This is a genomic window from Bacillus sp. LH1, assembly GCF_057924895.1.
This window is the reverse complement of record NZ_CM175007.1, coordinates 2,393,812-2,411,822: the sequence shown is the minus strand read 5'-3', so window position 1 is coordinate 2,411,822 and position 18,011 is coordinate 2,393,812. Positions and strand designations below refer to the sequence as shown.

Below are 18,011 nucleotides of genomic sequence, written 5' to 3'. Positions count from 1 at the left end.
TACTAATTTAGTTATAAAAACATTTAAAGACCACCTATTTCCATAAGTGATCTTTCTTTGTGATTCTGTATTTGTGCACTACTGTAGAAATATATCGTAGAAACGCTTTGTTTGCTAAATGTTTAGTTCTTTCTATTTACTAAAAAACATAGCTTCATACAATTAATATCATATTCGTTACATTGCAAACTATTATTTTGTCTTCTGTACAGGCAAACTACTAAAAATTAATTCAGCAACTTTTACATATCCTTTTGAGTTTGGATGAATTAAATCCTTAGACCAAAGCGTATTGTCATTAACTAAATGATGATTCCAAAAATCAACATGATGAAGCTTATACTCTCTGCTCAGTGAATGTATAACTTCATTTGCCTCTAATAATTGTTCTTTTATTACTTGTTTTTTTTCAGAAACAAAAGGAAGCCTAACTGTAAAATCTGGAAGGTTTGCTATAATAATATCAGCCCCTGCTTTACTTAATGTATCTATCATAAATTCCATATCGTTCTTATATGCATCATGATTCCAACGTCCTTTTAAAACATCGTTTGCCCCTGCAATGAGACTAACCAAATCTGGATTAAAAGTTAACGCCTTTTCCAATTGCTGCAAGCGAATTTCTTCAGTTACTAACCCACGCTTTGCAAAATTGGCATATTCTATATCGTTTTCACACAGTTGAACAAAATGATCTACCCAGCTTTTTAATGCAATTCCCTCAACTTCATCCCCTATCCCCTCTGTAAAACTATCGCCAATTGCTACAAATCGCTTCCACATATGTATTCCCCCTTTATTATTAACCATATCTATACTATACAATAGCTCACACCGTAATTGTTATTTCTAAGTGGTTTTCGATTTCAATTATATTCCACTTTACTATATTTACATTCAGAATCGGTCATATTCATATATTTACTAAAGAAATAAAATCTATCTAGGAATTATACTTTTTTCAAAAAATTTGTTGTTCTTTGTTTCGCCCAGTTGATACATTTCTTTTCGATTAAATGATATGAAACTATAGAAAAAAGTAGTGTCATTGCAATGCACAAAGTAAGAAGAAAAAATTACACCCTGACATTCCAAGCTATCCACATAAGAATCTATAGTACTTTGAAATCTTTTGTTTCAAACTAATATTTAGTTGTATCCTATAAAATTAGCTTTTTACTATATCAATCGAACGATCCCACATACCACTAAAAAAAGATCCTGTTTTACGTATAAAACGTGTAAGCCAATTTGCTTGTTCGACATCAGATTTTGTTACAAGGTCTATTTGTAATGATTTACCTGATAAGAAACCAGAATCTGTATTATCTTTAGGAGAGATAATCATTTTACTAATAGTTCCCCCCTCTTTAATAGGCGCTCCTTGTTCCATATTGGATACTTTAAATTCTTTTTTATAAATGTCTTTATTGCCCTTCGGCATTGGAAGTGCAACAGCTTGCTTCGTTTGAACTACTACATCTTTTTCTTTTGCATTTGCCACTCGAACTGTTTCATGTCCTTTTATTACTGAATCTTTTCCGTAGACATTCTTCACTTCAAAATTCGCAAATCCATAATCGTATAATTTCTTTGTTTCATCAAAACGTGCCGTATGAGATTTTGCTTTTATCACTACAGAAATTAGTCGCATACCATTTCTTTCTACTGTACCAGTGAAACAATCTCCCGCTTCTGGAGTAGTTCCTGTTTTCAAACCATCTACACCTTCATATTGCTTAATTAAGCCTTTTAACATCCAGTTAAAGTTCGCCATATCAATTGGATATTTACCACCCTCTTGGAATGTTTTTTTAGGAATTTTTGCTGTATTTAATATTTGGGGGAAATCTTGAATAAGACGTTGTGCTAAAATTGCACAATCCCTTGCAGACATTTTATTTTTCTCTTCTAGAGTTGTCCCTTCTAGATGATATCCTTTTAAATCTTGATTTGTTAAGCCAGTAGAGTTTACAAACTTATAATCTTTCATACCAAACTCTTTTGACTTATCGTTCATCATTTTTACAAAATTGACCTCTTTACCAGCAATTTGTTCAACTAAAGCAATTGTTGCACCATTTGCAGAGTAAATTGCCATTGCCTCATATAACTCTTTTACCGTATAAGAGCCACCATTTTCTAATGGAACATTTGATAGTGAACGATCTTGCGAAATCTTATGTGCATATTCAGAGATTTTAACTTTTTGATCCCATTTAAGTTTTCCTTTATCCACCGCTTCATGAACTAAGTATTCGCTCATCATTTTTGTCATACTAGCAATTGCCAATGATTCATCTGCATTTTTTTCATATAAAATTTTCCCGGAATTTGCTTCTATTAAAATTGCTGATCCTGCTTCAACGTCTATAGCAGGATCTGTTTCCGCTGCTGCTTTTCCAATTGTAACGACCATGCTACAAAATATTGTAAGCACTGTTACTATTGCAATAACTCTCTTGCAAAACATACCTTTCACTTCTGTTACCTCCAATTTCTTTGTACTCAAAAAAAGCGTTATTCTAACATAATCCCGCAAAAAATAGACAGTGTTCTCAAATTGTATATACATATAAAACGTTAGAATCGCTTTCATATAGACCACCTCATCCGACACTTTTAGGTGCGCTAATACTTTGTATTCCCACACATATCCTTATTTTTAATCCCCTTATATTTTTCAAAATGATTCACACTTTCATATTTTTTAGGATTACAGTTAATAGACAATCTAAATAATACATTTGTTCCACATTTACAAAAAATAAAAAACTACACCCTATACTGGATGTAGTTTTTCTAACTGATTTATTTATTTTTCACTTCATTTTTATAAAAAGCAAATAATGGTTCGATGGATGGACTAGATAACAGCGGAATTGCCTTCTCAATCAATTTCCTATCCCAATCAAACCAACGCATTTCCATTAACATATTTATCTCTATATCAGTGAATCGTTTCTTTATTTCCTTAGCAGGATTTCCACCAACTATTGTATACGGCGGAACATCTTTACTTACGACAGATCCTGCAGCAACAATTGCCCCTTCACCAATAGTAACGCCAGGCATTATTATAGCATTCATTCCAATCCAAGCATCACTTTGAATGACTGTATCGCCCTTTGGTTCATATGATTGTTTGATTTGCTCAGCGAATGGATATACTGTAATCCATTCTGAGTGATGATTATGATTACCACCCATTAAAATGACTACCCCACTTGCAATGCAAACATAATTCCCAATAATGAGTTTATCAAGATGCCATCCCATCTGTTCAATTGGATTGAAAAGTGCTTGAGACTTAGCATCTCCCCACAAATACCTTACACAGCCATCTTCAAAATTTTGATGGCTATAATAGCCTGAATAATAGGAGTACTCTCCTACTTCAATGAGTGGATTTGTTACTATATCTTTTATATACTTTGTTTCTGACCAATGATTAAATAATGGATACTTCATAACTTTATTCCTCGCTTCTAAGTATTATATATTTTGCTATTTACTTAGAAGCTTACTACGACTGCTACATTTTTTAGCTTTCTCAAACGACGAATCATTATCTTCAAGCCTTTCTTTTATACTATAAAAAAGCATAACGCAATATATTACACTAGTCAAATTGTGTAATTTTGAACACATCTTAAACAGCGTAATACTGCAATAAGAACATGAAAACACTCTAACTTTGATCCAGATAATATATTGATTACATTTAGTTTATATTTTGTAAAAAAATTTTAATTGCCATGACAAAGCAAACAATAACCACTATTGGTCGTATTAATGACGTCCCTTTTGTAAGCACCATCTTCGCTCCAATATACGATCCTATAATTTGACCAAGCATCATAATCAACCCAATTGTCCAATCGATTTGGCCAAAAATAATAAAATATAACAAAGCAGCGAAATTACTTGTAAAATTCAAGATTTTAGCATTTGCAGTTGCTCTCGTAGCACTATATCCACATAAAAGAATGAACGCTAAAGCAATTAAACTACCTGTTCCTGGGCCGAAGAAACCATCATAAAATCCAAGGAATGGAGCCACTGTTAACGCAAACAACAACATACTTATTTTTCTCGGTCGATCTTCGTTTGCTATATTTGGAGATAATAGAAAATAAAGACCAATAATAATAAGTAAAAAAGGTAATATCATGATTAAATATTCTGCTCGTATCTGTAAAACAAGCCATCCACCGAAAACGGATCCCAAAAAGGTCATTAAGATGGACAAACGCATTTCTTTAAGATTAATTTCTTTCTTCTTAATAAAAAACACTGTTGCCATGAGAGTTCCGCTACTCCCTTGTAGTTTATTAGTCGCTATCGCTACAGAAGGAGACATACCTACTAATAACATTATCGGGATAGTTATCATACCACCGCCCCCAGCAATCGTATCTATCCATCCTGCTAATACAGCTACTAAAAATAGTAGTATAAGTAATTCAATAGTAAAATCCATACAAAGAATATGGGGAGGCTTGAGCTATTATAACCCAAACCTCCCCATCGTCCCTCCTCTCTTTAAACTAGTTAATTAAATCTGTAAAGTAACTTTCTTTTTGATCACGTAATCGACTGGAAACGTATTGTCTGCAAACAATTCTTCTTCCATATTTATTATTTCCAATCGGGATTTTATATTCTTCCTCAGATAACCTTTCCCTACCATGAGTTACATTTGTTTGTTTACCATAGTATGAATTTGGTATAAGTAATAAATCTTCAGATGTAAGTGGAACCTTATAAGTAGGCGTTGTTCGTAAGAGTTCTAAAAACATGTCAAATTTCAATTTTTCTTCTTCACTTTCTCCCACATAAATTAATCTATTTTCCGCTCCATTCAAACAAGTTGCAATAATATCACCATTATCATCCAAAAATATGATTTGGTTTATTTCCCCTACAAATCCCGATATTTCACCATCCGCCATTCCTGCGATATGAGCAATAGGCATTTTACTTATCGCCAATATGTCATCTTTACTGAAGTGATTTTCTTCAAGATGCTTTTGCAGTAATTTTGGCGTTCCAATATGAGTTTGAGTTTTTAAATTTAACACTCCTTTTAATAAAAGAGCATCAACTCTAGTAAATTTTCCACAAGTAATTTCAGACACTATTCGTTCCACGGATTTATTAAGTCTATTTGATACAATTTCTAAATTCGTATTGAATGTTTTCAATCTTGCTTCAATATCTGATTGGTCTTTCATATCTGTATACACTGTGGCATCGTTATGTTGATAAAAGTTCCCGCCACCGGTGCTTGCACCGACATTTCGCAAAACTTCATCGTTGTTTAAAGGTGAAATAAGATGAAATCTATTTTTCCCTGCATGTTCGGATGGGTGAATTAAAGCATCATAATTAAAAAGTGTGGCAAAAAGCCATGTGACCCATTCTGCATAAAAATATTTTTTCATTCTATCGTGTTCGTCTTCGCCATAATTAAAACCTCTGCGATTTTCCCCAGGTAATAGTGTTTCCATAGGATCACATGGAGTATTTTTAATAAGAGTAGGTGGTACGTTTCCGCCACAATTCGCTATTTTTATTATATGTAGTAGGTTTTTCATATCTGAATTCGGATTTTTCTTTGAATAGTCAATCAAACAATTAAGCCACTCTTTTGAAAAATATGCTGCTATTTCTTGATCACAAGTATAAGGATTATGAGTTTTCAATTCATTTTCTATCAGATTCTTCATTTTATCCTTCAATACATTAGGAATGCTAACTTCTTCAATTTCTGTAATCTGCAGTATTCCTTTATTCATTATAAAACCTCCGTTGTTTTATTTTTTATACCCTATCTTCTATTAAACAAACTATCCATTTCTTTTTTGCTCCTTCGCTTTTCGTCAGAGCTATTAGAACTACCGATTTACAAATAAAAAACGTGGATTATAAGAGATTTCTTCTTAGGTACATTTCCCCGACGAACCTCTATTGAATTGGTAAATTTAATTTAAAAATCTCTTTCATTTTCTAAAGTTTTCCTAATTTTAAAATCAGAATTTTCAATACAACTATGTTAACATTAAAAATATAACACGAAACCAAAAAATGTAAATGAATAGTTTTTTTATAAAAAATAGTCAGACTATTTATGAAGTAATTCGTATTCCATTGAACGAACTACGGCCCCTCAATTTTATTGATAACAATAAAAAAACCCCTAAATTGATAGAGGAATTTTTTTCAAGTATATTCTATTTTAAAGTTCTTACTTACCTTTTACCCCGCTATTTGCCGGGCAGTAAGACCCCTACCTTAAAATACAGCGGAAGCAAAGAAGTTAGGTGGGGGTTCGGGCTGCCCATAAAAGCAAGATTGGTGAGGTCTGATAATCAGTGGGGATGAACAAAACTCCCCCTGATTAAAGTTTCACTTTATTTTAAAAGATATTGCTGTAACTTCTTTATTAACAGTTCCATCCCGTTTGGACTTACAATAATCTTCCCATTCGCTAACGAAATATTGCTGTCTGAAATATCCCCTGTAAGTGCACAAGCTCTTGGAGATTGATATTTTCGTAAAATAATCTGGTCCTCTTCTATAAACATTTCAAGAGAATCTTTTTCTACAATTCCTAAACTCCGTCTTATTTCCATTGGAATAACAATACGCCCCATGCTATCTGCTTTACGAGTAATTCCTCTTGATTTCATAAAATGCCACCCTTTATATTTATCTAATATTACGGTATTTATTTTAGCAATAAACAACAATTAGGAATAGTTCGTATTACAGTACTTTTTTTAGAAAAAATAACAATTAGGAATAGTTTATGTTAGAATTCTTTCTTGTTTATTCTTGATTTTTAATATATTTTTCCTTGATCATTTTTATATATTGTTTTCTTTCAGTTAGTTCAAATATAAATAATGCTTTTTTTATGTCTGTTAAACCAACTTCATTAGAGTGCTGAACTTTCAATAAAATTGCACCTTTTTCAAAAAATAATTCACCTAATAAGTATAAAGTATTCATATTTATCGCTAATTTTATACCTATTTCACTATACTTTATTGCTTCTTCATATTGATTTGCAAGGTGTAAACATTTTGTTAACGTATGAATGAGTCTTAATTTGATTTCTTTTTCTCTAGGAAATTCTATCTTATTAAAATTAATTAAACTTTGTTTTAATATATTTATACTTTTCTCATACTCTTCATTTTCTGCATGTATTATAGCAATTGAATTCATTATGCTTATTTCTTTTTCTGATAAAAAGTTACTACTACTTAAGGTTTGTTTTAGTGCTCTATTTAAAATGTCAAAGGCATTACTTGTTGCTCCATTTACATAATATATAGCAATCGCTTCATGCCATAATAGAAATTGTTTATCTTCTTTTGATTGAAAATTATTCTCATCTTTCTCTTTTTTTACTATTTCGTAAAGCTCATTATATTGTTTTTGTTTCACACAATCTCTCATTACACATTTTACATTTTCAATATATTTTATTTTTTTATTTTTGGTTAGTGCGAATATATAATTTGGATCAATACCAAGTCTTTCAGATAATTGATACAACAATATGCTAGATGGATAAATAATACCTTTTTCTATCTTACTAATTTGACTTTGTGAACATATTCCATGACATAATTCAGATTGTGACATGTTTTTTTTCTTTCTAAGTTCTTTAATAATAATACCAAGATTGTAGAATTCCATCTTTCCTCCCTCAAATGTAACACTTTATGAGTATAAGAATATTTCCCAACTTTTAATGTAATGTAAAATTAATATAGTTACAATTACTAATTATATGGATTTATAGTTTCTTTTACAAACTTGTATTACAATACGAGAAATTATTAAAATATGGTTCACTAATAATTAATGGGAGTTTTATCCCCCCACTGATTATTAGTCCACTCCAGGCAGGCTTTTACAGGGAGTTCGACTTCTTTGCCACATCTAAATTTTGAGGTGGGAGTCTTACTATCCGCAAATAGCCTGATTAAAATAAATATGATTTTTCACCTTTATTTCTTTTAATAGTTTCTTTTGATTTTTATATAAATAATTTCGAAGGAGCGTATTTTATGAAAAGAATGTTGACCGAAAGAGAGTTAGAAGTAGCTATTTATGTAGCAAAAGGATATACAGATGCAGAAATTTCCAAAAAAATATATGTTACCCCTCGAAGAATTTCAACGATAATTAATCATATTAAAGAAAAATGGCATATTAATTCTAGAGTGGAATTAGGTATTTTAGTTTATCATTATGGTTTTATAGATGCACCCTTATTTTCAAATAAAAAAATTCAGCTATGTAAAAAGGTTGTACAATAGATAGCGGAATATAACGAGTTTAAATTGCAAATAAGAATAGAAGAGCAGACAAACTTTTATTATTTGGTTTACTCCATCACTTTTTAAATTTCATACATTAATATAAAAAGGTTAGAGAATTAACTTCTCTAACCTTTTTATATACACTATTAGGTTTCAAACAGTAAAGATGCCCTAATGCTACCATTGATCCTGTTCCCTATTCAACCTTATATAAACACAAAAAAGAATCAGACATTACACTATTCAAAACCAGTTACAATTCTCTCTTTCATTTTCTGTAATACTTCACTGCTCAATACTTTTTGACCAGCAGGAAGTTTTAATATGGCAGCGGCACCTTTACTAAGGTATATTTCTTGATCATTATTTTGATTTACTACCAATATTCCTTGCCCTTCAAATTCGAAATAACTAATATCTTTTGTTTCATTTGTATTATTCTTTATTGCTGTATATAATCCATATAAATCTTTACTTCTATTTTCTCCGCCCGTTCGAATCGGTTCAGTATCATTCGCAACAATCATTCCTTCTGGCTGCTCACCCTTCATAATAAACCACAGCTTTTCATTTGTTGGTAATAGTAAATTCTTAAATTCAGAGCTATTTAAAATTTGCTGTGCTGGAATTGTTTCATAGATTGGTAACGAAAATGGAGATGTTGTTATTTTTTCAAAACTTAAATTTTCAGAAGAACTTCCCTTACTATATTGATAATCTTTTAATGCGATCGATTGTACTGATTCACTTTTATTTTTTGATGCATAACTAATTTTACTAGCGAAAATAATAACAGTCATTAAGCACATGCACAGTATCACAAGCTTAAGTAGTTTTCCCATTTATGAACCCCCGCTTTTAATATTATTAGTTTGCATGGATATTATAAACAGTTTCACTCCACCAAAAATTATTATTGTTATGGAACGTACTGAAATTATGATTATAATGATCACCATACCAAGGGTCCATGTATGTTATATAATCTGTTCCATTTGTCCCTTTATAAAATCCATCAAGTACTAGAAAGTGTCCGATGTTAGCTCCATTTTGCCACATAATGAGTGCAATCATCGGCTGATTACTATTAATTTGACTTTTGAACCAATCATAAGATTTTGCTCCAGAACTTATAGCTGAGCTAACACCATATCCCGATAATCCATATTGTATTTCACGTGAAGTTGCAGGATTATTATATGATCCACCCTTAACATACCCAACGTACTGATCTTGTGAAGGAGTTTTCCCAAAATAATTTAAAACTGAAACCGAAGTGCCTGCCCAACACCAATTTGATCTTTCTTGTAATATGTTAGGTACAGATAATTTACGGTCTGTTGTTGTACTTGGGGGATTTCCATTAATATACGCTGACGTTACATATACTTTTTTTCCATCTTTAAAATAATAAAACCAACGATTATCTAAATTTCCTGTCCAATAATCTTTAACCGCTTCACCATACTCCCATCCTTTAAAAGATACTTTTGTATTTCCGGGAATCACATCTACAATATTTGCATTTAAACTTTTTGCCTCTCTAACATTTACATTCAATGGAGCTGTTGTTCCTGAAAATTCAACTTCTTCTGCTATTATTTTCTGAACACCAATAAAACTAAATGTGAAAAACAATAAAAACATACAAACAATAAAATGATTTCTTCCCTTCATTTCTCCACCCCTTCATCAGTACTAAAAAACATCAACAATTCATCCTTATTAATTGTTCAAGCTTAATATTACATACTAACGAAAAATGACTTCTCATAAAGTGAAACTTTAATCAGTAGTGGTTTTATGCATCACCCACTGATTATTAGTTAAACCAATCGGGCTGCCCGGCAAATAGCGGAATAAATTCCAATACAAAAAAGGAGCCTATAAATTTTTATAGGCTCCTTTTTATTTCGTCGTTATTACTTAGCTAATTCTTTCGTACCCTTCATTACATCAATGAAGAATCCCCAGTTATTCACTACAGAAGAGATACTGATATGTTCATCTGGAGTGTGGACGTTGAAAATGTCTGGTCCGAATGAAATTGCATCTAATTCAGGCATCTTTTGAACGAATGCGCTACACTCAATCCCCGCATGTACAGCGAAGATTTCAATTTCTTTATTGTATTTTTCTTGATGTACTTTTTCAAATAAATTACGAATTTGTGAGTTTGGATTGTATGGCCATTCTGGATACTCTGACTCTATTTCAAATGTAGCACCAACTAATTCAGCAATATATTTGATTTCTTCTGCAACATGTTGTTTTAAACTACTTACAGAACTTCGCACTTCGTTACGTAATTTAATTTCATCTCGCAACGTTTCAATAACACCTAAATTCGTTGAGCTTTCTACAAGACCTTTAATATCCATGCTCATGCTTTGAATGCCATTTGGAATTAAGAATAATGATGAAATAAGCTGCTTTTGTGTCTCTTTAGCAAATACTTTTTCAACTGTTTCATCCAATTTTGTCAGTGTAACATGAACATCTGGATCAACAGCACGCATTTCTTCTTGTAATACACGTGTCCATGATTCTAGTTTTTCTTCTACTTGTCCTACATCTTCTGTACGAATTAAAAGTGTAGCTACACTTTCACGCGGAATTGCATTCGTTTTTAATCCGCCGTGAACTTCACTTATGTTAAACTCCGTATGTGCCGATAAATCACGTAATACTCGTCCTAATACTTTGTTCGCATTACCGCGTTGTTTATCAATTTCCATACCAGAATGTCCGCCTTTTAGACCACCAACATATAGACGGTATGCATCCATATTCGCTGGCGTTTCATCCCAAATTACGGGAATTGTTTCAACAGCTTTCGCACCACCTGCACTACTTACAAGTAATTTATGATCTTCTTCAGAATCAATATTTATAAATATCTTTCCTTCAAAATGATTTGGATCAATAGCAAAAGCCCCGCCCATTGTCGTTTCTTCTTCAGTAGTGATAACGACTTCAAGTGCTGGATGCGGAATTTCTTTCGAATCTAATAAAGCTAATGCATACGCAACTGCAATACCATTATCAGCACCTAAAGTTGTTTGATTTGCATATAACATGTCCCCAATGATTCGTAATTCAATTGGATCTTTTTCAAAATCATGTACTGTTGCTTGATTTTTTTCGCAAACCATATCCATATGACCTTGAATAATAATAGCTGGTACATTTTCATAACCAGTTGTTGCTTCTTTTTTAATAATGACATTTAATGCTTCATCTTGAATGACTTCTAAGTTACGCTCTTTTGCAAAGCCCACTAAATAATCACTAATTTCCTTTTCATTACCTGATCCTCTAGGAATCTTTGAAATTTCTGCAAAATGATAAAATACAGGGTGCTTTGTTAATTGTTCTAAAGTAGAATACATTTTTCAAGCTCCTCTCCAAATGACAAAATAATATGTAAGTCTCATATCATTATACCATGATTCATTATTTTACCTTTCTTTTAACTTTTATTGTTCATTTTATGTACAACAATATTACAATATTGTAAGGGCGTTGTAATCTATATCGATTTTTCTCATTTAATAATAATCGTATACTTTTTAAAGAAACACATTAAAGGAGATAAAGAAAATGAAAAAGTTTTTAGCAATTATTACACTATGTTTATTATTTTTTAGTTTTACTATTGGCTGTGAGAGAGCGTCACTAAATAGAATTGGTAAAGATGTATATTACATGCAAATAAAAGGCGAAGGAACTATTGAAAAGGTAGATGGTAGAAACTTACGAAACTATACGCTGCCCGCATATGATGAAGATGGTGTTAAAAAACAAATTACATTTAGAAGTACAAAAAAAGAAAACGCCCATAAATTAAATGAAGACGCGTTTTTACGCCTTTATGTAGATCAAGATGATAATAGCAAAAATGAAATATCATCAATTGAAGTAAAGTCCTATGAAGAGATTCAGAAAGCAGATTTACCTGAAAAAGTAAAAGATAAGTTTACTATTAAATAAAAAAACAAAAGAAAATGCTCTATGCATTTTCTTTTGTTCTTTTCACCTGTATATATTTTGAACTACTATTATTCATCAGTTTCTCTAACCGATTTATATTCTCCGTTAATGCACCTTTCACAAGAGAGAAATCTGTATTTGATTCTTCTTTTTTTTCTTTAAAAAACGAAGACTTTTGTGCATTGACTTCAGCCATCTCTTCTCCCCCTTTTCAAAAAGATACAACCTTTTATTTATATTATATAGCAAATGTAGAAAGAGTGTACACTTATGATTTTCTTTTTAATTCTTCTTCTAATTCTTCTACTTGCTGCAACGTATCCCCTTTTATTAAAGAGAAATCTGTTGTATCTTCATTATCTTCTTTAAAAAAATCATTGTCATAATCTTTTACCACTACAATCACCTCTACCTGCTAGTGTAGGAATGATTGTCCAATTTTATTCAACTTTGTCGGATTTTGTTTTTAATTTATGTATAGAAGAAAAGGACAGAAAAAGATTCTGTCCTTATTTACTAAAATAACTATGATGTATTGTTAAATTATATACATTTTCAAAATCCCGATCTTGCAGGTTATTTTTCTTTCCATCAATAACAATGAAAACATCACTTACTATTTTTGCTGGTATAATCCCGACATTTTCTACTTGCACCGCTTTCTGCTCATTCAATTGCTCGATATGTTCTAACGGAACGATAATACTAAATTGCGAGCGAATACCACGAAAGTTTGTATTTAATTCCTTCGCGGCTTCAAAAACAACAATTTTCGCGCCAATCTTTTCCCCATATGAATCTAAAAATGCATTTAAGCTCTTTGTATATTCCTCTTCCGTATGCCATTCCATCGTACCGAATACTGCTGGATTAACATTTTGAATAATTGTCGTGTATATTTCTCCTCTCGCTTTAGATGCAATTAATGATCGTTTTATTGATTGAACTGTCTTGCCAATATCGCTAAATTTCGCACCCCATATTTCAGAAATATTAGGTGTTAAAATGAACGCAATATCAACAAAAATAGCCATTGCAGTAAACATTAAAAGATTTTTCCAGAGGGTTAAATCAATTCCTTTTATCATGAAATACACAGTGACAGATATGATAAACAAACCATACCAAGTCTTTCTAATACGTTGCTTTTTCTCCTCGTACAACTCCTCATTTTTCCAATAAAAGAAAACAAGGACTACAAAGACAATCGCTAAAACAAATAAGCCAATTCGAATGTTAGAGATCATTAATCACATCACCCTCCATTCAAAAACTACTCACGATATCATTACATGCGCAAGCTGCTTTCTTTATGACAAAAGACGTGGACAAGCTTCTAAAATTAGCTACATCGCATATATATTAGAAAGTACCACGTCTTTTATCCTGTTATTTGTGGGAAATAAGACCCCCACTGATTAAAATTTCACTTTACCATGAGTCTATATTGTATATGTAGACAAGCATTCATTTCAAATTTTCGTATTAAAAAGAAATATGTTTCGGAATTTCCCCTTCAGGTACTTCTCCATCCATACTTAAATAATAATGACGAATCGGACGTAAGTTTTCGTCTAATTCATAAACAAGCGGAATGCTAGTGGGAATATTTAATGAAACTACACCATCACTTGAAAGGTTGTCTAAATATTTTACTAGCGAGCGAATTGTGTTACCGTGTGATGAAATAATTACTTTATTACCACTTTTTAATGTCGGCGCAATTTCTGAATGCCAATAAGCAAGTACTCTCTTCTCCGTATCCTCTAAACATTCAGTTAATGGAAATTCACCTTTTTTGAGTGTTTTATATCTTGGATCGGTCGCTTCATATCGAGGATCGTCTTCAGTAAGAGCCGGTGGTCTTACATCAACACTTCTTCTCCAAATATGAACTTGCTCCTCACCATATTTTTGTGCAGTTTCATCTTTATTCAGCCCTTGCAATGCACCATAATGTCTTTCATTTAGCTTCCAAGATTTATGTATTGGAACCCAAGTAAGATCCATCTCATGAAGTACAATCCATAACGTCCGAATTGCGCGTTTTAATACTGATGTATAAGCCACATCAAAAGTATATCCGTTTTTCTTTAATATTGCTCCTGCTTCTCTCGCTTCACTTAATCCATTCTCTGATAGATCAACATCTGTCCATCCAGTAAAGCGATTTTCAAGATTCCATAAGCTTTGTCCGTGACGAATAAGTACAAGTTTTATCATTATAATTCCCCTTTCGGAAATGTGAATTTTATTGTTCCATTGCGTACACGTATAAAGTATCTAGTAATGTATCTTTTTATCCATTCACTCTATGACCAAATCATAGTTGCCAAATGTATGGATAAAATTTGTTCTTTTTCAAACGATAAAAACAGAAGTTTTTTCATTATTTTTGATTGACTGGTATTTCACGTTTCGATATCCAAGCATCAAAACCTGATCGGCTATTTGCCATTTCATTCATAACTTGGTGCCAATTGTCCTCACATGATTCACCAAATTTTGAAAAAATAGCACCCATTTGTTGTCTTTGTACATCACTCAGTTTTTTCTCTAAATCTGCACCTTTTTCTGTTAAAGACAACTGTTTTACACGTCGATCATGCATAGCTTCATTACTCTCAATTAAGCCCTTTTCCACAAGTTGACGTAGCGGTCCGTGGAGAGCTTGCTTACTTATTTCTAATAGTGATAGTAACTCATTTACACTTATCCCTGGAAAACGTGCAATAAAAAATAAAATTCGATGATGTACTCGTTGAATGCCATATTCTTTTATAATTTCATCTGGCTTTTCAGTAAATGTTTTATATGCAAAATAAAATAATGCTAATGCCTCATTCATCTGTTCTTCTTTATGTTGTGTCATCTACTTTCCCCCTGTATGTAAATTATACCACAATCTAGTAATGAATATTTTAATCAACGCATTAGAACTTATTTAGTCTATTGAAACATTCATTGCATAATTAGGAGATGATTCATTTGAAAAAACAATATACTATAAGTGCATATTTATTGGATAGACTACACGAATTAGGAATTGAACATATATTTGGGGTTCCTGGTGATTATAATCTTGCCTTTTTAGATGATGTAGTAGCACATGAAAATTTAAAGTGGATTGGAAATTGTAATGAATTAAATGCTGCATATGCAGCAGATGGGTACGCTCGCATAAAAGGAATCGCTGCTCTTATTACTACTTTCGGTGTTGGAGAATTAAGTGCTATTAACGGTATTGCTGGCTCATATGCGGAAAACGTGCCAGTTATAAAAATTACAGGTACGCCACCAACAAAAGTAATGGAAAATGGAGCAATCGTTCATCATACGTTAGGCGATGGAAAGTTCGATCACTTTTCCAATATGTATCGAGAAATCACTGTGGCACAAACAAATGTAACATCTGAGCATGCTGCTGAGGAAATTGACCGTGTTTTACGCGCATGTTGGAATGAAAAACGCCCGGTTCATATTAATTTGCCGATTGATGTATATAATAAACCAATTAATAAACCTACAGAACCAATTTTATATAAACCGATTTTAAGTAATAAAGAAGCGTTGGATAAAATGCTACTACATGCCACTTCAATAATAAATAACGCCAAAAAACCTGTAATTTTAGCTGATTTTGAAGTAGATCGATTTCACGCTAAAGAAAATTTACATCAATTTGTAGAAAAAACTGGGTTTCCCATCGCGACGTTAAGTATGGGAAAAGGAATATTCCCAGAAAAACACCCTCAATTTATAGGGATTTATACTGGTGATGTAAGTTCTCCGTACTTGAGAAAAAGAATTGATGAATCTGATTGTATTATTAGTATTGGTGTGAAGTTAACTGATACTATTACAGGCGGCTTCACACAAGGTTTTACAAAAGAACAAGTTATAGAAATCCATCCCTACGCTGTGAAAATTATAGATAAAAAATACGGTCCAGTTGTAATGCAGGATGTTTTACAACATTTAAGTGATTCAATTGAGCATCGTAATAAAGATACCCTTGACGTTAAGCCATTTATTTTAGAATCCTCACCTTTTACTGAAGAGTTCATTCCAAAAGCACAACTGGTCACACAAAAACGTTTTTGGCAGCAAATGTACCATTTCTTACAAGAAAACGACGTATTAATTGTAGAGCAAGGAACACCTTTCTTTGGTAGTGCTGCTATCCCTCTACCTAATAACACTGCATATGTAGGACAACCGTTATGGGGATCTATCGGATATACACTGCCCGCTCTACTTGGTACACAGCTCGCCACTTTATCACGGCGCAACATTTTAATTATTGGTGATGGTTCTTTCCAAGTAACTGCCCAAGAGTTATCAACTATATTACGTCAAAATTTAAAACCAATTATATTTTTAATCAATAACAACGGATACACTGTTGAACGTGCCATTCACGGCCAAAACCAACCTTATAATGATATACAAATGTGGGATTACAATAAACTATCAATGGTATTTGGGGCAGAAGAAAAAAGTCTAACATTTAAAGTAGAAAATGAATCAGAATTAGCAGAAGTCTTAACAAATATAACTTTTAATAAGAATCAACTTATCTTTATTGAAGTTATAATGAGCCAAAGCGATCAACCTGAATTGTTAGCTAAACTCGGGAAAAGATTTGGTCAGCAAAATTCTTAATATAAAAGCATAACCTAATTATACAATTGGTAGTGTAAAACTTGTTTTGAGAATAGTTTCGACAATCAAAATACATAAGGAAAAGGATGGAAAGCACCATCCTTTTCTATTTTAAGAGCGTTTTTCGACTAACGCCCCGTGCGACAAGCAAAAATTCTTAATCCATCTTTAACTTTATAGCTTTTGTCGCAATAAATGTTTTAATATGCTTATCTAATATCCTTGTTCCACCAAAATCATCCTCATAAAAACCTGTTATAGCAAAACCAGCTTCAATTTGGCCTTGGATTTGGTCTTCTAAAGTATGCGCATATTCTATTGTTTGATTTGAATCGATGTAATCTTGAACTTCATCCTCTGGTAAATAATCCAATGTTGATGAAGGAATTGAATGTTTAACATCAAGAATACCTTTTTGCTCTTGGTTATCATCAAAAATCCATAGTAACGGATTTGTAAATCCAGCAATAAGAATACCCTTATTCTTTAAAACCCTAGAAACTTCATTCCATACAAGATGAACGTCTTTTACAAACAAATTAGAAACAGGATTTATAACAATATCAAAATATTCATCCTCAAAATCACCAAGGTCTGACATATCTCCTTGTACTGTTTTCAAAGTCAAACCATCCCGTTTTGCTACCTTTTCATCTTGTTCCAATTGCTTCTTAGATATATCAGTAACTGTTACATCTGCTCCAGCAGCAGCTAGAACAGGTGCTTGTTGTCCGCCACCTGATGCTAAGCAAAGTATCTTTAATCCATCTAATGACTTTGGAAACCACTTTCTAGGAACTGATTTTTCCGTAGTGACTGTAATCTCCCATTCACCTGATTTGCTTTTCTCAATAACCTCGCTACTTACAGGCTGCGTGTATCTAGAACCTTCTTCAACCTTCTTATCTCATGCATTACTGTTTTGTTTTGTAGTATCCATTGCGATTAGTCCTCCTAACGATCTAGTTGCATTCAATGTGTAAGCTTAATGCTTTCCTTTTTCTATTAACC

19 protein-coding genes and 1 pseudogene are annotated in these 18,011 nt (G+C 32.3%); 3 read left to right on the top strand and 17 right to left on the bottom strand.

Annotated features, from left to right (window positions below; translation table 11 throughout):
* Positions 1-192: 192 nt before the first annotated feature.
* The 8 genes and pseudogenes from ACX9TM_RS12640 to ACX9TM_RS12605 all read right to left on the bottom strand — a co-directional run bounded on the left by ACX9TM_RS12640 (position 193) and on the right by ACX9TM_RS12605 (position 7,713).
* On the bottom strand, positions 193-783 hold the full coding sequence (locus ACX9TM_RS12640) for an SGNH/GDSL hydrolase family protein (protein ID WP_065382282.1): 591 nt from the start codon (positions 781-783) through the stop codon (positions 193-195).
* Positions 784-950: 167 nt separating this feature from the next.
* Positions 951-1,076 (bottom strand): annotated as a pseudogene (locus ACX9TM_RS12635) (acyltransferase family protein); the annotation flags it as partial.
* Between the two features lie 92 nt (positions 1,077-1,168).
* The gene (locus ACX9TM_RS12630; RefSeq protein WP_065382283.1) at positions 1,169-2,482 is read right to left on the bottom strand and encodes a D-alanyl-D-alanine carboxypeptidase family protein; all 1,314 of its coding nucleotides are present in this window, start codon (positions 2,480-2,482) and stop codon (positions 1,169-1,171) included.
* Positions 2,483-2,811: 329 nt separating this feature from the next.
* Positions 2,812-3,471: a CatB-related O-acetyltransferase gene (locus tag ACX9TM_RS12625; protein WP_000876937.1), complete on the bottom strand. Its 660-nt coding sequence runs from the start codon at positions 3,469-3,471 to the stop codon at positions 2,812-2,814.
* Positions 3,472-3,724: 253 nt separating this feature from the next.
* The gene (locus ACX9TM_RS12620; RefSeq protein ID WP_000347993.1) at positions 3,725-4,483 is read right to left on the bottom strand and encodes a TSUP family transporter; all 759 of its coding nucleotides are present in this window, start codon (positions 4,481-4,483) and stop codon (positions 3,725-3,727) included.
* A gap of 67 nt (positions 4,484-4,550) precedes the next feature.
* The gene (locus tag ACX9TM_RS12615; RefSeq protein WP_001032376.1) at positions 4,551-5,801 is read right to left on the bottom strand and encodes a hypothetical protein; all 1,251 of its coding nucleotides are present in this window, start codon (positions 5,799-5,801) and stop codon (positions 4,551-4,553) included.
* A 615-nt stretch (positions 5,802-6,416) separates the two neighbouring features.
* On the bottom strand, positions 6,417-6,695 hold the full coding sequence (locus ACX9TM_RS12610) for an AbrB/MazE/SpoVT family DNA-binding domain-containing protein (RefSeq protein ID WP_000842216.1): 279 nt from the start codon (positions 6,693-6,695) through the stop codon (positions 6,417-6,419).
* 139 nt (positions 6,696-6,834) lie between these two features.
* Entirely contained in the window at positions 6,835-7,713 is an 879-nt protein-coding gene (locus ACX9TM_RS12605) for a helix-turn-helix domain-containing protein (protein WP_000397979.1), read from the bottom strand.
* A 374-nt stretch (positions 7,714-8,087) separates the two neighbouring features.
* On the opposite strand from ACX9TM_RS12605, the gene ACX9TM_RS12600 reads away from it, so the two are divergent.
* The gene (locus ACX9TM_RS12600) at positions 8,088-8,339 is read left to right on the top strand and encodes a response regulator transcription factor (protein WP_000827560.1); all 252 of its coding nucleotides are present in this window, start codon (positions 8,088-8,090) and stop codon (positions 8,337-8,339) included.
* Between the two features lie 242 nt (positions 8,340-8,581).
* Here the strand turns inward: ACX9TM_RS12600 and ACX9TM_RS12595 are convergent, their stop codons facing one another.
* The 3 genes from ACX9TM_RS12595 to pepD all read right to left on the bottom strand — a co-directional run bounded on the left by ACX9TM_RS12595 (position 8,582) and on the right by pepD (position 11,734).
* A complete protein-coding gene (locus tag ACX9TM_RS12595; protein WP_065382625.1) occupies positions 8,582-9,184 on the bottom strand; it encodes a hypothetical protein in 603 nt (200 codons plus the stop codon).
* A 25-nt stretch (positions 9,185-9,209) separates the two neighbouring features.
* The gene (locus tag ACX9TM_RS12590) at positions 9,210-10,019 is read right to left on the bottom strand and encodes a C39 family peptidase (RefSeq protein WP_065382626.1); all 810 of its coding nucleotides are present in this window, start codon (positions 10,017-10,019) and stop codon (positions 9,210-9,212) included.
* Positions 10,020-10,264: 245 nt separating this feature from the next.
* Positions 10,265-11,734 carry a beta-Ala-His dipeptidase gene (pepD, locus tag ACX9TM_RS12585; protein WP_065382524.1) on the bottom strand — a complete coding sequence of 490 codons (1,470 nt, stop codon included), beginning with the start codon at positions 11,732-11,734 and terminating at the stop codon, positions 10,265-10,267.
* 211 nt (positions 11,735-11,945) lie between these two features.
* Between pepD and ACX9TM_RS12580 the strand changes: the two genes are divergently transcribed.
* Complete coding sequence (locus tag ACX9TM_RS12580; RefSeq protein WP_000713862.1) at positions 11,946-12,335, top strand: YxeA family protein; 390 nt, start codon at positions 11,946-11,948, stop codon at positions 12,333-12,335.
* A 19-nt stretch (positions 12,336-12,354) separates the two neighbouring features.
* On the opposite strand, the gene spoIISB is transcribed toward ACX9TM_RS12580, so the two are convergent.
* The 5 genes from spoIISB to ACX9TM_RS12555 all read right to left on the bottom strand — a co-directional run bounded on the left by spoIISB (position 12,355) and on the right by ACX9TM_RS12555 (position 15,207).
* Entirely contained in the window at positions 12,355-12,531 is a 177-nt protein-coding gene (spoIISB, locus tag ACX9TM_RS12575) for a stage II sporulation protein SB (protein ID WP_065382523.1), read from the bottom strand.
* A gap of 72 nt (positions 12,532-12,603) precedes the next feature.
* Positions 12,604-12,732, bottom strand: coding sequence for a hypothetical protein (locus tag ACX9TM_RS12570; protein WP_000237818.1), 129 nt, complete (start codon positions 12,730-12,732; stop codon positions 12,604-12,606).
* A 112-nt stretch (positions 12,733-12,844) separates the two neighbouring features.
* A complete protein-coding gene (locus ACX9TM_RS12565) occupies positions 12,845-13,582 on the bottom strand; it encodes a type II toxin-antitoxin system SpoIISA family toxin (RefSeq protein WP_000624975.1) in 738 nt (245 codons plus the stop codon).
* A gap of 238 nt (positions 13,583-13,820) precedes the next feature.
* Positions 13,821-14,558: a 2,3-diphosphoglycerate-dependent phosphoglycerate mutase gene (gene gpmA / locus ACX9TM_RS12560; protein WP_000594152.1), complete on the bottom strand. Its 738-nt coding sequence runs from the start codon at positions 14,556-14,558 to the stop codon at positions 13,821-13,823.
* Between the two features lie 166 nt (positions 14,559-14,724).
* A complete protein-coding gene (locus ACX9TM_RS12555) occupies positions 14,725-15,207 on the bottom strand; it encodes a MarR family winged helix-turn-helix transcriptional regulator (RefSeq protein WP_072770281.1) in 483 nt (160 codons plus the stop codon).
* 116 nt (positions 15,208-15,323) lie between these two features.
* Between ACX9TM_RS12555 and ACX9TM_RS12550 the strand changes: the two genes are divergently transcribed.
* Positions 15,324-17,000, top strand: a complete 1,677-nt coding sequence (locus ACX9TM_RS12550; protein ID WP_139256968.1) for an alpha-keto acid decarboxylase family protein — start codon at positions 15,324-15,326, stop codon at positions 16,998-17,000.
* Positions 17,001-17,157: 157 nt separating this feature from the next.
* On the opposite strand, the gene ACX9TM_RS12545 is transcribed toward ACX9TM_RS12550, so the two are convergent.
* On the bottom strand, positions 17,158-17,853 hold the full coding sequence (locus ACX9TM_RS12545; protein ID WP_224742171.1) for a class I SAM-dependent methyltransferase: 696 nt from the start codon (positions 17,851-17,853) through the stop codon (positions 17,158-17,160).
* Positions 17,854-18,011 lie beyond the last annotated feature (158 nt).

Coding starts and splice junctions, on each gene's coding strand:
- ACX9TM_RS12565 (WP_000624975.1), bottom strand. CDS start 13,582: ATGATCTCTAACATTCGAATTGGCTTATTTGTTTTAGCGATTGTCTTT.
- spoIISB (WP_065382523.1), bottom strand. CDS start 12,531: ATGGCTGAAGTCAATGCACAAAAGTCTTCGTTTTTTAAAGAAAAAAAA.
- ACX9TM_RS12555 (WP_072770281.1), bottom strand. CDS start 15,207: ATGACACAACATAAAGAAGAACAGATGAATGAGGCATTAGCATTATTT.
- gpmA (WP_000594152.1), bottom strand. CDS start 14,558: ATGATAAAACTTGTACTTATTCGTCACGGACAAAGCTTATGGAATCTT.
- ACX9TM_RS12595 (WP_065382625.1), bottom strand. CDS start 9,184: ATGGGAAAACTACTTAAGCTTGTGATACTGTGCATGTGCTTAATGACT.
- ACX9TM_RS12615 (WP_001032376.1), bottom strand. CDS start 5,801: ATGAATAAAGGAATACTGCAGATTACAGAAATTGAAGAAGTTAGCATT.
- ACX9TM_RS12640 (WP_065382282.1), bottom strand. CDS start 783: ATGTGGAAGCGATTTGTAGCAATTGGCGATAGTTTTACAGAGGGGATA.
- pepD (WP_065382524.1), bottom strand. CDS start 11,734: ATGTATTCTACTTTAGAACAATTAACAAAGCACCCTGTATTTTATCAT.
- ACX9TM_RS12625 (WP_000876937.1), bottom strand. CDS start 3,471: ATGAAGTATCCATTATTTAATCATTGGTCAGAAACAAAGTATATAAAA.
- ACX9TM_RS12600 (WP_000827560.1), top strand. CDS start 8,088: ATGAAAAGAATGTTGACCGAAAGAGAGTTAGAAGTAGCTATTTATGTA.
- ACX9TM_RS12610 (WP_000842216.1), bottom strand. CDS start 6,695: ATGAAATCAAGAGGAATTACTCGTAAAGCAGATAGCATGGGGCGTATT.
- ACX9TM_RS12620 (WP_000347993.1), bottom strand. CDS start 4,483: ATGGATTTTACTATTGAATTACTTATACTACTATTTTTAGTAGCTGTA.
- ACX9TM_RS12590 (WP_065382626.1), bottom strand. CDS start 10,019: ATGAAGGGAAGAAATCATTTTATTGTTTGTATGTTTTTATTGTTTTTC.
- ACX9TM_RS12580 (WP_000713862.1), top strand. CDS start 11,946: ATGAAAAAGTTTTTAGCAATTATTACACTATGTTTATTATTTTTTAGT.
- ACX9TM_RS12605 (WP_000397979.1), bottom strand. CDS start 7,713: ATGGAATTCTACAATCTTGGTATTATTATTAAAGAACTTAGAAAGAAA.